The 13,974-nt window shown below is 50.4% G+C and carries 12 protein-coding genes, 1 tRNA gene and 1 pseudogene; 9 read left to right on the forward strand and 5 right to left on the reverse strand.

What is annotated here, in order from left to right; all coding sequences use genetic code 11:
* Positions 1-47: 47 nt before the first annotated feature.
* The 5 genes from feoB to gltX form a co-directional block, all read right to left on the reverse strand.
* Positions 48-2,255 carry a ferrous iron transport protein B gene (gene feoB, locus BLQ17_RS05760; protein WP_092220707.1) on the reverse strand — a complete coding sequence of 736 codons (2,208 nt, stop codon included), beginning with the start codon at positions 2,253-2,255 and terminating at the stop codon, positions 48-50.
* Positions 2,256-2,600: 345 nt separating this feature from the next.
* On the reverse strand, positions 2,601-2,909 hold the full coding sequence (locus BLQ17_RS05770; protein ID WP_092220710.1) for a FeoA family protein: 309 nt from the start codon (positions 2,907-2,909) through the stop codon (positions 2,601-2,603).
* Positions 2,910-3,080: 171 nt separating this feature from the next.
* Positions 3,081-3,320: a FeoA family protein gene (locus BLQ17_RS05775; RefSeq protein ID WP_092220712.1), complete on the reverse strand. Its 240-nt coding sequence runs from the start codon at positions 3,318-3,320 to the stop codon at positions 3,081-3,083.
* Positions 3,321-3,520: 200 nt separating this feature from the next.
* Complete coding sequence (locus BLQ17_RS05780) at positions 3,521-5,206, reverse strand: glutamine--tRNA ligase/YqeY domain fusion protein (RefSeq protein WP_092220818.1); 1,686 nt, start codon at positions 5,204-5,206, stop codon at positions 3,521-3,523.
* Positions 5,207-5,288: 82 nt separating this feature from the next.
* Complete coding sequence (gene gltX, locus BLQ17_RS05785) at positions 5,289-6,770, reverse strand: glutamate--tRNA ligase (protein ID WP_092220714.1); 1,482 nt, start codon at positions 6,768-6,770, stop codon at positions 5,289-5,291.
* Between the two features lie 782 nt (positions 6,771-7,552).
* Between gltX and BLQ17_RS05790 the strand changes: the two genes are divergently transcribed.
* The 9 genes and pseudogenes from BLQ17_RS05790 to coaE all read left to right on the forward strand — a co-directional run bounded on the left by BLQ17_RS05790 (position 7,553) and on the right by coaE (position 13,637).
* Positions 7,553-7,879 carry a DUF1844 domain-containing protein gene (locus BLQ17_RS05790; protein WP_092220820.1) on the forward strand — a complete coding sequence of 109 codons (327 nt, stop codon included), beginning with the start codon at positions 7,553-7,555 and terminating at the stop codon, positions 7,877-7,879.
* Between the two features lie 69 nt (positions 7,880-7,948).
* Positions 7,949-8,683: pseudogene (ispE, locus tag BLQ17_RS23645) on the forward strand (4-(cytidine 5'-diphospho)-2-C-methyl-D-erythritol kinase); the annotation flags it as partial.
* Positions 8,684-8,778: 95 nt separating this feature from the next.
* Positions 8,779-8,853, forward strand: a tRNA-Gln gene (locus BLQ17_RS05800).
* A gap of 39 nt (positions 8,854-8,892) precedes the next feature.
* On the forward strand, positions 8,893-9,831 hold the full coding sequence (locus BLQ17_RS05805) for a ribose-phosphate diphosphokinase (protein WP_176761103.1): 939 nt from the start codon (positions 8,893-8,895) through the stop codon (positions 9,829-9,831).
* Positions 9,832-9,923: 92 nt separating this feature from the next.
* The gene (locus tag BLQ17_RS05810) at positions 9,924-10,553 is read left to right on the forward strand and encodes a 50S ribosomal protein L25 (RefSeq protein ID WP_092220718.1); all 630 of its coding nucleotides are present in this window, start codon (positions 9,924-9,926) and stop codon (positions 10,551-10,553) included.
* 118 nt (positions 10,554-10,671) lie between these two features.
* The gene (gene pth, locus BLQ17_RS05815) at positions 10,672-11,265 is read left to right on the forward strand and encodes an aminoacyl-tRNA hydrolase (protein ID WP_092220720.1); all 594 of its coding nucleotides are present in this window, start codon (positions 10,672-10,674) and stop codon (positions 11,263-11,265) included.
* 278 nt (positions 11,266-11,543) lie between these two features.
* The gene (locus tag BLQ17_RS05820) at positions 11,544-12,023 is read left to right on the forward strand and encodes a CarD family transcriptional regulator (RefSeq protein WP_092220722.1); all 480 of its coding nucleotides are present in this window, start codon (positions 11,544-11,546) and stop codon (positions 12,021-12,023) included.
* Positions 12,024-12,111: 88 nt separating this feature from the next.
* Positions 12,112-13,044, forward strand: a complete 933-nt coding sequence (locus tag BLQ17_RS05825) for an RluA family pseudouridine synthase (protein ID WP_092220724.1) — start codon at positions 12,112-12,114, stop codon at positions 13,042-13,044.
* Positions 13,041-13,637, forward strand: coding sequence for a dephospho-CoA kinase (coaE, locus tag BLQ17_RS05830; protein ID WP_092220726.1), 597 nt, complete (start codon positions 13,041-13,043; stop codon positions 13,635-13,637). The genes BLQ17_RS05825 and coaE overlap by 4 nt, the downstream gene beginning before the upstream one ends.
* The last annotated feature ends 337 nt before the right edge of the window (positions 13,638-13,974 follow it).

Raw genomic sequence — 13,974 nt, forward strand, 5'->3', positions numbered from 1 at the left:
CCGCGGAAAATAAACGGCTGGCTGCGGGATTACTGGCATCTTCTGGGTTACCCGAGGTTGAGGAAGGTTCCGACCTGGAACACTGCCGTTGCCATCACAAAAGCGAAGATGGTGTTGAATGTGAGGGAAAAAAACGCCCATTTCCAGCTCGATTCCTTGGCGATACAGACGATCGTGACAAAGCAGGGAGCGTAAAACATGATGAATATCAGGGCGGAGATGGCGACGACCCTGTTCCAGTTGTCATCGTTTCGCAGCCGCGCACCGAGGGAGCCGGATTCGTCGGCATCCACTTCGCCCATTGAGTAAGCAGTCCCCAGGGTGGAGACAATCACCTCCTTGGCCGCAAACCCGCCGATGAGCGCGATATTGGTGCGCCAGTCAAATCCGGCCAGTTGGGTAAAGGATTCAAACGCCGTTCCTACCCTCCCGGCGATGGAGTAACGCAGGTTAGCCTGGGTCTGGTGATTGTCGATCAGCGCCAGTTGGTTATGGACGCTCTGCGCATCAGCAGAGAGATCACGTTGGCCGGCGTTGATCTCGTTTCGCACTTGCTGGGTGGTCGAAGCGAGGATTGCTTCTTTTTCCTTGGTGAACTGTTGCTGTTTTTCCATGGGCAACGAGGGAAATGTCATAAGCGCCCACAGGAGAATGGATATGCCGAGAATGACGGTACCCGCCTTTTTTATGTACTGGTAGGTTCTCTCCCAGGTGTGAATAAAGAGACCGCGCAGGGTCGGGAAACGGTAAGGGGGCAGCTCCATTACAAAAGGGGTCGGATCGCCTTTGAGTACCGTGGATCGAAAAATCTTGGCGGCAAAAAGCGCCACCACCCAGGCGAGCAGTGTAAAAAGAAACATGTACTGGGCCTTGTGTTCGTTAAAAAAGGCGCCGATAAGCAGGGCCAGCACCGGGATTTTGGCGCCACAGTTCATGAACGGCACAGTGAGCAGGGTTGCCATTCTCTCCTTGGGAGAGCGCAGGGTCCGGGTGGCCATGATGCCCGGCACGGCACAACCTCCGGCAATTCCTCCCGAGACGATAAATGGCATGACCGATGATCCGTGGAGGCCGAAAATTCTAAATATCCGATCCATCATATAGGCCACCCGGGCAAGATAACCGGAGTCTTCGAGGATCGCGATACCAAAGAACATGAACATGATAAGGGGTACAAAGCCGAGAACCCCGCCGACGCCGTCGATCATTCCCGAGATAAGCATCGATTTCATCATACCATCGGGGAGCAGCGAATCGACAACTCCGCCCAGCCAGCTAAAGAACGACTCGAGAAGAGCGACCGGAAACTCGCTCCAGGAAAAGGTGAACTGGTACAACGAGAAGAGCACCGCCAGCATGATCACCGGTCCGATGAGCCGATTGGTCAGGACCTTGTCAATGCGGTCCGATGTGTAGAGTCGTTCGGTGTCGAATTTGTGGGTGACCACCCCCTGTCTCAGGATTGACTTGATAAAGCCGTAGCGGTGGTCGGCGATTATCGCTTCGGGATAGACGTCGAGGGTGCGTTTACTGTGGTCCGCCACCTCGGTGACAAAGTTTTCCAGGCGGCTGCCGATCTCCTTGTTTTCCGTCTGACCCTTGGCGAGGAGCTGGTCGTCGTTTTCCAGGTACTTGATGGCGGTGTACCGGCTTGGATAAATATCAGACAGAAAATCATTGTCTTCGATAATGGCTACCAGGGAGCTAATGGCATTGTCCAGGTCGTCTCCATAGGAGATGATTCTTGGTTCCCATCTGGCATCTGTTGTCGCAACCCTTATGCACCCTTTGAGCAGCTCTTCCATGCCGGAGCCGGAACGGGCCACGATGGGGACAACCGGGACCATCAACAGTTCCTCGAGCAGCTTCGCCTTTACCTCCATCCCCCTCGCCTTGGCAACATCCATCATGTTCAGGGCGATAAGCACCGGTACGCCGAGCTCGAGCAGCTGGCAGGTCAGGTAGAGGTTCCTCTCGATATTGGAGGCGTCGACGATATTAATCACCACGTCGGGCCGCTCATTGACCAGATGGTCTCTGGCCACCAACTCTTCAGCGGAGTAGGCGGTCATCGAATAGGTGCCGGGCAGATCGGTAATGGTGATTTTGTAGTTTTCGTGTATAAGACATCCTTCTTTGTGATCAACAGTGATTCCTGGATAGTTCCCGACATGTTGCCTGGCGCCTGTCAGTCTGTTGAAAAGGGTCGTCTTTCCGGCGTTCGGATTGCCCGCAAGGGCCATTTTCAGCTGCATTGGTCTTCTGGTAGTCTGGTTTTCAAAGGGTAATGGGAGGTGTTGGCACTGCCCTGGCTGATAAACATAGGTATTGAAGTCGAGATCATGATTTGGAGCTATTGTCGGGACACGATGAGTCCGAACAGCAGGAGCAGCCGGAACAGGAAACTTTGCCACCTTTTTGGCTCGCCATTTTCCACTGGATAAAAAATTTTCTCCCGACATAGATAGCGGCCAAGACGACCACAGCAAGCACGATAATTTTTTCGCTGTACATAATAAATAATTAGATGCGCCTAACTTTGATTGATTAAAAAAAACCCGATTTCCAGATCGGGCTCTACTGCACCAGCACCACGCAGTTTACAGGTTTGTCACATAGATGTTGTCCGATACCTGTTCATCAAGGCTTATGGTGCCGCCATTGACTTTCAGGATGCACTGGCTTCCGGTATGTGCGCAGATTATATCGGCCACTACTCCGGGGTATACTCCCATGGATGCCATTTTTGCGCAGATCTTCCTGTCGCCGGTGACCTTGCACACTCTGACCCGGCCGCACCGTCCGTGTTTCGACAGTTTGGACACCGCCTGAGAGCAATGTTTCAGCCCAAAGCAGTTTTTTACCTTGTCCCTGAAGCAGCAATGATTCTTTTTTTTCTTTCCAATCATTTTCAACCTCTTGATGACTTTTAGGTACACCAAACTATAGTGTTGGTCAACTGTTTTCTCAAGGTCGGTAATTTTTTTTAGCCACTCCTAATAATAGTTCACCACGTTCCTAGAACAGGAATTGTAACGTACTGTCAAGTTTACTGCTTTTCAGGTCTTTTGCCACCGGTGTCAATGGTCGTCAACTTCCACCGTTATATAATCAGCCTCGTTGTTTCGCAGGGTCAGGGTCCCGCCAAGTACCCGCAAGGCCACCGGATCGTTAAGAGGGGCTCTTCCCTGGATGGTTATTTCGGTTCCGGGGACAAGACCCATTTCCCTGATTCTTCGTCCCAGTTCGCCACCGACTTTTACCGATATTATGGTTCCGGACTGTTTTTTGGCCATTTTCCTGAGGTTGATCGCTGCCATACCTGTTACACCACATACCTGTTTAGGATCTTAATTTTTCTTTTCTTTTTCACAGGGTCGGCAAACATCATGTCGTCTCGAACCTGTGCCAGATGAGTTGTAGCGTGTCTTTCATCCGAAGTCAATCAGAAAATTAGGGGTGCCGTACTTTTGGTCCGCATCATCACCGCATCGATTATCCGGTGCGGTGATACTATGCCTTATTTATTGGGGGTCCAGGAATCTTTGAGGGTGACTGTACGGTTGAATACCGGTTTGTCCGTAGTCGACTCGACGGAATCGATACAGAAATAGCCCAACCTTTCGAACTGGACATTCTGGCCAACTGAAAGGTTGACCACATCCGGCTCGGCGATACAGTTTTTCAGGACCACTTTGGACTCGGGGTTGAGGTGTTCAAGAAAATCTACATCCTTGTCCGCTTCCGGATCCTCAACGTTGAACAGTCGGTCGTACATGTTGATGGTCACCGGGACGTTTTTTTCGGCGCTGACCCAGTGGATGGTGCCCTTGACCTTTCTGTTGTCGGGAGCGAAACCGCCTTTGGATTCGGGGTCGTAGGTGCAGCGTATTTCCTCTACCTCACCTGTTTCCGGATTTACCTTGTGGGAAAGGTACTGCACCAGGTAGCCGTATTTGAGGCGGACCTCACGACCGGGGCCGAGGCGAAAATACTTTTTGGGCGGATCGTCCATGAAATCATCGCGTTCAATAAAGATCTCCCTGGTAAATGGTAACGGCCTGATGCCCTTGTCCGGATCCTGCGGGTGGTTTTTCCCCTCGACCATCTCCACCTGATTCTCGGGATAGTTGTCGATTACCAGCTTTACCGGGTCCTGCACACACATGCGGCGCTCGGCGTTGACGTTGAGATCGCTGCGGATCTCGTTTTCAAGAACCGCCATGTCTATGCGGCTGTCGCTTTTGCCGATACCGATGGTCCGGCAGAAGTTCCTGATTGAGCCGGGGGTGTATCCTCTTCTCCTGAGGCCGCTGATGGTCAGCATCCTCGGGTCGTCCCATCCATCTACATGGTCGTTGTCCACCATCCGCAGCAGTTTGCGTTTGCTCATAACGGTATAACTGAGATTAAGCCTTGCAAACTCTATCTGGCGCGGGTGGCACGGTGTCTCCAGGGTGTCGAGGACCCAGTCGTAAAGAGGTCGGTGGTCCTGGAACTCGAGGGTGCAGAGAGAATGGGTTATCTTCTCGAGCATATCTGAGAGGCAATGGGTGTAATCGTACATCGGATAAATCTTCCACGCGTCTTTGGTTCTGTGATGATCCGCGTAGAGAATACGGTAGATTACCGGATCCCTCATATTCAGGTTGGGCGAGTTCATGTCGATTTTTGCCCGGAGCACGTGACTGCCTTCCGTAAACTCCCCGTTTTTCATAGCTGTGAAAAGCTTCAGGTTGTCGGCCACCGACCTGTCCCGGTACGGGCTGTTTTTCCCGGGGGCGGTCAGGGTACCGCGGTATTCGCGGATTTCGTCCGGACTCAGTTCGCAGACATAGGCTTTGCCTCGCTTGATGAGCGAAACGGCAAATTCATAAAGAGTCTGAAAGTAATCTGAAGCGTAGAGTTCTTTTTCTCCCCAGTTAAAACCGAGCCAGCGCACATCCTCCTTGATCGATTCGACATAGCTTATGTCTTCCTTTGATGGGTTGGTGTCGTCAAAGCGCAGGTTGCAGGTTCCTCCGAACTCCTCGGCGACGCCAAAGTTCAGGCATATTGATTTGGCGTGGCCGATGTGGAGATAACCGTTTGGTTCGGGGGGGAACCGGGTAATGGATTTCCGGTGCTTGCCGGTTGCCAGGTCGTCTGCGATAATCTGCCGGATAAAATCGAGCGGTTTATTTTCGGTCTCTGTGTTCTTTTCCATGAGTATCATTGTAAAATGGTTATCTCTTGATCTTCAAGAAAATAGTGCCGGACGATTACTCTTGCCGGCTTTTGCCCCAGGTCTATTGGTCGAACAACCTGTCTATCGCTCTCAGTCTCGAAACAACCTTCTCCCTGCCTACAGCGATCAGGATATCAAACAGGGACGGGCCGGCCAACTGTCCTGTTACCACCGTTCGCATTCCGTTGATGAGGATTCCCGGTTTGATATCGAGTTCGTCGGCAAGTTCCCTGGCGGTTTTTTCGGTTTCTTCAAGGTTCCAGGTGTCAAGTAAGGCGTACCGGTCTGCCAGGACAACAAGCCATTCCCTGAGCCCTTCGTGTTTGAGGATGTTCTTTTTAAGAGGTTTTTCCTCCACCGTAAAATCATCTGCAAAGTAGGCACGGCCAAGTGTGGTGAAATCTTTGAGAGTATGAAAGCGATCGCGTATCATATCGATTGTTTTGAGGTACCACTCCTGTTGTTCCTTTTCATAACTCGTGTCCCACAATCCTTCGCTTACCAGTTCTTTTTTTACAAGCTCTCCAAGCTCGGAGATCTCCATGGTACGAAGGTAATGCTCATTGATGTGGATTGCCTTGGGGTCGGTGAAAAACTTCGGATCGTCCTTGCGATAGTTGAAAACCGCGTTCGCCTTGTTGATCCGTTCCAGGGAAAAATCGCGAATCAACTCCTCCCTGGTGAAGAACTCCTTGTCGTTTCCTGCGGACCAGCCGAGCAGGGCGAGGAAATTATTAAACGCCCAGGGGATGAATCCGTGGTCTCGGTAGAACTGAACCGCTACCACCTCACCGTGGCTCCGTTTGGAGATTTTGGCCTTTTTGGTGTCAAGGGTCAGGGGCATATGAGCAAAAACTGGGAGGGGAGCTTCCAGCGCCTCGTAAAGAAGTATCTGCTTGAGGGTGTTGGTCATATGATCCTGTCCGCGGACAACGTGGGTTATCCGGTCCCTTATGTCGTCAACCACGTTGCACAGAAGATAGAGCGGTTTGCCGTTGGAACGGACAATGACAAAATCATCCACTTCGCTGTAGTTGGCCTGGATACGACCGAGGATCGAGTCGTCATAGCCGAGGGTGCCGGTTCTATCCGGTACTTTGAAACGGATCACGGACGCCAGGCCTGCCTGTTCCTTCTGCTCGATTTCGCTGGCACTGAGGTTGCGGCAGGTACGGTCATAGCCAAGTGCGGTTTTGGCGCTGAGCGCCGCCTCCCGTTTGGCGTCAAGCTCTTCTTTGGTGCAGAAACACTTGTAGGCCGCACCGTTGTCGAGCAGCCGCTGGGCGGCATCACGGTGGTCCTGTTCGAACTCCGTCTGGAAATAAGGCCCCTCGTCATAATCTATTCCTAGCCATTCCAGTCCGTCCAAAATTCCCTGGATTGACTCCTGGGTGGAACGATCAGCGTCGGTGTCTTCAATGCGGAGAATGAGTTTGCCGCCCTGCTGTCTGGCGTAAAGCCAGTTGTAGAGAGCGGTTCTTGCCCCGCCTATGTGGAGATAACCGGTAGGGCTGGGGGGAAATCGCAATCGTGTCTCTGTCATGGAAATACCTCTTGGTTGTGACCTTCGCAAGTTCTGTTCGATAAAATTTATTTGGCAACCGGGCCGTATAGGCGATCTGAAAATTTCGTTTGCTCTCCTGAGAGTAAGCTGTGTAATGCTTTAAGGCAAGTGGTTCCGGTAAAAAGGATATCGCCTGCCTGAGCCAGCTATATATATCTTTTGGCCTTTTTGTTCAATACCATTGCAGTTAAAGGTTAAACAAACCAGCTGTGAAACCGGCAAAAATTATCTGCTGCGGTACAGGTTTTAACCGGGCCACGCACTCTTGGTTGCCCGCCGTAAACCGGACAGGTTTTTGGTTGTTCTCAGACAGGCAACACGGTATAGTTTTGCCAGTTACCCCTCTGGAAAGCAGCGTCAGGACCGTGTGAAAGCATTTCGCGCAATCAGAAGGTTAACGGCTGGTCGCGTAACGTATCTCTGTTTGTTTTCAATATTGACGTACCTGGAGTGATCGGTGCTGTTACAACCGCGCCGGGTAATGCGGGTGTGAATAACTCGAGGATGACGGTCGGCCGTGAAGACAAGAACACTCAGATCATTATTCTACTGAGTACCGATCAGCTGGTGTCACGAGAACTGCTTGCAGAAGTGGAGCTTCTGCATAATGTTACCCGGGCACAGGTACTGGACTTGTCAATTACCCGATGGGATTTATATAATTCCTGTGGGACCGGTAGTTCGTGTAACAGGCCGTGTATGTCAGGGGGAACCCCATGACCCAAAATATAGAGGCAGGTGTCTCAAAAGGAAGGTGTCAAATGAGTGAAGAAAAAGGAAAAACTAAAGGATGCGGCTGCGAGGAAGGCAAGGTACCGAATAAAGCCGGGAAATGCGTAATGCCCGAGGTAACTTTTCCAGCTTTTATCATGTCGCTGAACACGTCGGCCCTGTATCATTTGGGTGAAATTGCCGAACCCGGGACAGGAAAAAAGACGATTGACCTGGATCTTGCAAGACATGCGATCGATACCCTGATGCTTATGCAGGAAAAAACCAAGGGAAACCTTACCGCCGATGAAGAAAATCTGCTGAAAAACATTCTCTACGACATCAAGCTGCGGTTTGTCAGCGTTGCCAAAAAATAAGAGACAGGCGTGAATCTACCTAGGAAGGTTCGGCTGAGTGCTCCGGCAAAGGTTAATTTCTTCCTCCATGTGCTTGGTAAAAGAGAGGACGGATATCATGACCTATGCACCTGGATGCAGAAAATCGACCTGTACGATCAAATAGAGTTGACTGTTGCTGCGGGAAAAGGCAAGGGCGAAGTGGTGTTTTCGTGCAGCGATACATCTGTCCCGGCTGATGATACCAATCTCGCCGTGCGAGCAGCCAAAGCGTTTTTGGCAACAAGTAGCTGTCTCGGTGATTGTCTGGTGACCATCAGTCTGGAAAAAAACATACCGGTTGCAGCAGGACTGGGCGGAGGCAGCAGTGATGCGGGAACGGTGCTGCGCGGACTCAATGGGATTGCCGGCGGGGAGCTGACTGAAAAACAGCTGCTGGTGCTGGCGAAAAAGCTGGGGGCCGACGTCCCTTTTTTTGCGACATCGCACAGCAGTGTCATTGCCGAAGGCATTGGGGATATAATGTATCCTGTTGATTCTGCGGAAAATTGGAGTATAATCCTGATCAACCCGGATTTTTTTGTATCCACGGCGTGGGTTTTTGGAAATTTATCGTTGACAAGCAGAGAGAAAAACTCTAAATTACCACGCTTTCAAAAGCGTAATGCGGATTTCTTGACATTCGACGATATGCACAACGATCTGGAGAAGGTAAGTTGTGCCAGGTATCCGGTAATTGAAAAGATGAAGCAATCGCTGCTGGCGGTTGGAGCCCGCAGGGTTTTGATGTCCGGCAGTGGGCCGACCGTTTTTGGAATATTTCCAGACACTGAAAAGTCGATCGGTGCTGATTTACAACGTATTGTTGGTGGGTTGCGTCAGGAATACGGAGATAAGGTTTATTTGTCAAGAGCATGTACTGGGGCGTCGCCAAGCGGTAAGGCACCGGGTTTTGATCCCGGCATTCGTAGGTTCGAATCCTGCCGCCCCAGCCATCATTAGTACGTAATCAGATTTCCCGAAGAATAGATATCATGAGAGATTTGAAGATTTTTTCCGGTAATTCACACCGGAAAATGGCCGAGGAGATTGCAGAAAACCTGGAGATTCCTCTCAGTAAAGCTGATGTCAGAAAATTCAGTGATGGAGAAATTTTCGTAGAGATCAAGGAAAACGTACGGGGACATGATGTTTTTGTCGTTCAGCCTACCTGTACGCCTGTGAATGATAGCCTGATGGAGTTGGTGATTATGGTGGACGCGCTGCGTCGCGCATCTGCGCGCAGGATTACCGCTGTGGTCCCTTACTACGGTTACGCCAGACAGGACCGGAAGAACGCTCCCCGGGTGCCCATTTCAGCCAAAGTTGTGGCGGAAATGTTTATGGCGGTAGGGGTTCGCAGAGTGCTTTGCATGGATCTGCACGCCGGCCAGATTCAGGGTTTTTTTAATATACCCGTTGATCACCTCTATGCCGCACCGGTGATTCTTGAGTATATTCGAGAGGCGTTTGGTGAAAATGTGATTATGGTCTCCCCCGATGCCGGGGGCGTTGAAAGGACCAGGGCGTTTGCAAAAAGGCTCAACTCAGGGCTGGCGATCATAGATAAAAGGCGTGATAAGCCGAACGAGTGCGAAGCTATGCATGTGATCGGCGATGTAAATGGTAAAACCGCAATCCTCATGGATGACATGGTAGATACTGCGGGTACTCTGTGCGCCGGTGCCGAAACTCTGCTCGCCAATGGTGCCAAAGAGGTGCATGCGTGCTGCTCGCACCCGGTGCTGTCCGGCCCTGCAATTGAACGTTTGAACAAGTCGCCGCTCAAGTCGCTGGTCGTAACGAATTCGATTCCGCTTAGAGAAGAAGCGAAATCCTGTAAGAAAATAAAAGTACTGTCGGTTTCACAGCTGCTTGCTGATGCAATCAATCGAATACACAATGAAGATTCGGTAAGCTCCCTGTTCGTATAATCGGCGGATTATTAAATATAGATTAAGAATCAGAATATTCTGCCAGGCCGCATCTGTGATTGTTGATACGGCTGCCAGGCGAAGGAGGAAATATGCTTCAGGTTGAAATGTCCGCTTCGGTTCGAACCGCTTCCGGGAAGGGGCCGATGCGTCAACTCCGTATGCAGGGGTTCACCCCTGCAGTAGTGTATGGAGCAGGGGCCGAAGCCCAGAAACTTCAGTGTGACACCAAGGATCTTACCGCAAAACTTATCAAGTATGCCAGAAAGAATACGATAGTCACCCTGAAAATAGACAACGGCGTCGAAAAGGACGTGGTCGTTGGCGAGATACAGACCGATCCGGTAAAAGATACCCTGATCCACGTCGATTTTCTTGAAATCGATCTTAAGCAGGAACGTTCCTTCAACGTTCCAGTTAAATACCAGGGTAAGGCTAAAGGCGTCGATCTCGGTGGTATCCTGGTTGTCGGCTGCGATACTGTCGTACTTAAGGGAAAACCTCTTGATATCCCGGAGGAGATAGTGATCTCCGTCAGCGGGCTACTCATCGGAGATAAGATCAAGTGCCGGCATATTGAGCTTCCTGAAAATGTGGAGATGGTCACCGAAGGAAGAACTGTCGCCGTCTCGGTTGTTACTCCGGGCGCGAAGGTCAGCGACGACGATGAGGAAGAAGAAACCGTTGCAGAAGGTTCAGAAGGCGAAGCCTCTGAAGAATAATAGATATATTGTTGGGGCGTGACGGGCGACGAGCAGTTTCGCCGTTAATGGACCAATTTGTAAAGAGGGTTCGGAAAAATTTTTCCGAACCCTTCTTCGTTTTATAAATAGAGCTGTTATGGCAACTGAAGACCTGCTTCTGGCCGGCTTGGGCAACCCGGGGGAAAAATACGCCAATACCAGGCATAATATCGGGTTCTGGGTAATTGAGCAGCTCGCTGAAAAATGGCGGCTGCACAACGTCAAATCCAAGTGGGATGCCGACTACTACAGCGGAGCTTTTTGCGGAAGAAAGGTTCACCTGATTAAACCGCAGACATTCATGAACCGGAGCGGGGATTCGGTCTGCCGCTTTTTTCGCTTCTACAAAAGTAATCCGGGGCAACTGCTGGTTATCCACGACGACCTGGATATGGATTGCGGCCGCATCAAGCTTGTCGTCGGAGGCGGAAGTGGTGGACACAACGGGATCAAGTCGCTGGTGGAAAGGTTGGGCTGCTCCGATTTTTACCGGTTGAAAATAGGGATCGGCCGTCCAGGAAAAGGAGATGTCCATCCGGATTTTCCGGTTGACAGGTTCGTTCTTGGCACGGTGACTCCTGAAGAATCGGCTATATTCGAAAAGAGAAGTCCCGATATTGTCCGCGGCATAGAACTTTTTACCAAGGGAGATGTCAGCAGGGCCACCGGGCTTTTGAATAGTCTTAAATAACACCTTGTTTTCCTCAGAATAACGATCATCGTTTCTAGTACCCCCCCTCTGTGGTGCCGACAATGGACAAAAAGTGCGGCAATTTTATGCGTTTTGTGGTATAATAATTTTTGTGCCTGGAAAAAGGAAATATTTATCTGGTCTCAAGGCAGAAAAAAATCACAAAGCCGAGAAATCTGACTTATTTTCCGTTCCTGTTTGTCAATATTGACAATATGCATAGTAGTTTCTAGATGTTTACGCCTGGTTTAGGCCCCTTTGCAGAAAAGGAGAGATCTGTGTTTTCAGAAGGTGATATGGCTGTCTATCCAGCCCATGGTGTCGGTGTTATAAAAGCTGTCGAAACAAAAACAGTAGGTGGAATTGATCAATCATTTTATGTTCTGGAGATTCTCGACAACAGCATGCGCATAATGATCCCGACTGGCTCCAGCGAAAACGTGGGACTCAGGGCCATTGTCGGAAAAGAGGAAGTCGATGACATAATGGAGATTTTATCTGACAGATCGGTTGAACTGGGAGCCCAGACCTGGAATAGGCGGTATCGCGACTACATGGAGAAGATCAAGACCGGGTCGGTTCATGAAGTCGCCGTAGTGCTAAGAGACTTGTTTCTCCTCAGCGTCGATAAGGACCTCAGCTATGGCGAACGCAAGATGCTTGACACCGCCAAGAATCTCCTGGTAAAGGAGTTGTCTCTTGCTCAAAATGCCAAGGAAGACGATGTCAGTAAAACCATAGAGGCAATCTTTTCCTAACAAATAATCATTTGTCACATGACCATGGCATTGCATAAAAGCCGATAGCTTTAGCCAGCCCGGGTCCGGTTGATCCTGTCACCAGCCGATGGAAGTCAATTACCAGGTACAAGCCAGTCATGCCGGAATGCGTCTCGACCATTTTCTTTCCGCGCATCTTTCTCAATTTTCAAGAAGTCTCATCTCCACCGCTATCCGCAATGGCGACGTGCGCGTTGGCGGAGAACGAAAAAAGAGCAGCTACCGGCTCAAGGAAAACGACCGGATCACCGGGACGGTCGAGGTCCGGAATGAGATTACCGTTGAACCGGAAAAAATTGACTTTACAATAATATACGAAGATCAGTGGATGCTGGCCCTGTCCAAGCCTCCGGGACTGGTGGTGCATCCCGGAAGCGGTAATGACAAGGGAACCCTGGTAAGCGGGTTGCTTTATCACTGTAGCGCCATAGGAGGTGTCGGCGACACCATCCGCCCTGGGATAGTGCATCGTCTGGACAAGGATACTTCAGGGCTGATGGTTGTAGCCAAAACCGACGAAGTGCACCGTAATCTGGTGAGTGGCTTTAAAGAGCGTAATCTTGAAAAGAATTATATCGCGCTGATCCATGCAATCCCGCTGGAAAGGCAGGGCCGCATAGTCGCCCCGATCGGCCGGCATCCGGTCCAGAGACAGAAGATGGCGGTGCGTGAGACAGGCGGCAGATATGCAGCGACAAGCTGGCAGTTGATAGGGGAGATCGCCGGTAAATATGGCCTTGTAAAAGTTACCATAGAAACAGGAAGAACCCACCAGATCAGGGTGCACATGGCCCATTGCGGACACCCCGTTGTCGGTGACCGTGTCTACGGAAGCGGTAGGGACAACAGCGGGTTTTTGCGGCAGCTTCTCCACGCCTGGGAACTTATCATGTGCCATCCGATAACAGGCAGAAAGATGGTGCTCAGGGCACCACTGTGGCCTGATTTTCAGGAAAAGCTGAAGCAGCTCGGCTGCACCTTTGACGAGGAGAATCTGTGAAGATAGCGATAACCGGAAACATCGGCGGTGGCAAATCCACCGTCAGTAGAATTCTGGCCAACATTCTCGGGGCGGCAATGCTCGACAGCGATGGGATATGCCGACATGAAATGCAGCCGGGAAATCAAGGTTTCGTGCAGCTGGTGGAAATCTATGGCGACAGGTTCGTAAAGCATGACGGCGGACTGGACAGAGATGGTCTGCGTTCTGCTGTTTTCAGCGATATGTCCGTTAAAAAAAATCTTGAGGATATACTTCATCCTCTTGTTCTCCAAAAAATCGAGCAGCGAGGGCTTGAGCTTGAAGGAAAAATCCTGATTGTCGAGGTACCGCTTCTTTTTGAAGTAGGATGGCAGGATCAGTTTGATGTCACGGTTGTGGTCCGCGCCGGCGAGGGGAAAATCATTGACAGGGTTGTCGCAAGAGATGACCTTGAAGCCGCCCAGGTAAAAAAAATACTGGATGTGCAGATGCCCTGTGGGGAAAAAGAGATGCTGGCCGATTACACCATTGATAACTCAGGTACCCTGGCGGCCACGTTTGGGCAGCTGCAATGGCTGGCCAGCTCACTAAAAGATAAAGAAAAGAGATGAAATATTGGCAAAAGACTGCTAAAACACTTGACAGTCAATGTAGGAAACCGTATAAAAACACGTAAGAATTACGGCATCAAATCCCTGTCTTAGCTGAATCATCTCATTTGTAACCTGCCATTACATTTCAGCACTTTACAAGTGAACCTGCAGGTAAAAGATTCATTTTCAAGAGTGATTTTTCACAGAACAACTGACCGTTTTCCTATTCTGCTGCTAATCGCAAAAAACAATATAGCGGAACCGCAAAACAACTATATGCCGGGCGTCCGCCAGCAGTTGTTCAGAATTATTACCTTCGAAGCATAGAGTAAGCTCGATAGCATTACCTGATAAA

The organism is Desulforhopalus singaporensis (assembly GCF_900104445.1).
In the GTDB taxonomy this organism is placed as follows: domain Bacteria; phylum Desulfobacterota; class Desulfobulbia; order Desulfobulbales; family Desulfocapsaceae; genus Desulforhopalus_A; species Desulforhopalus_A singaporensis.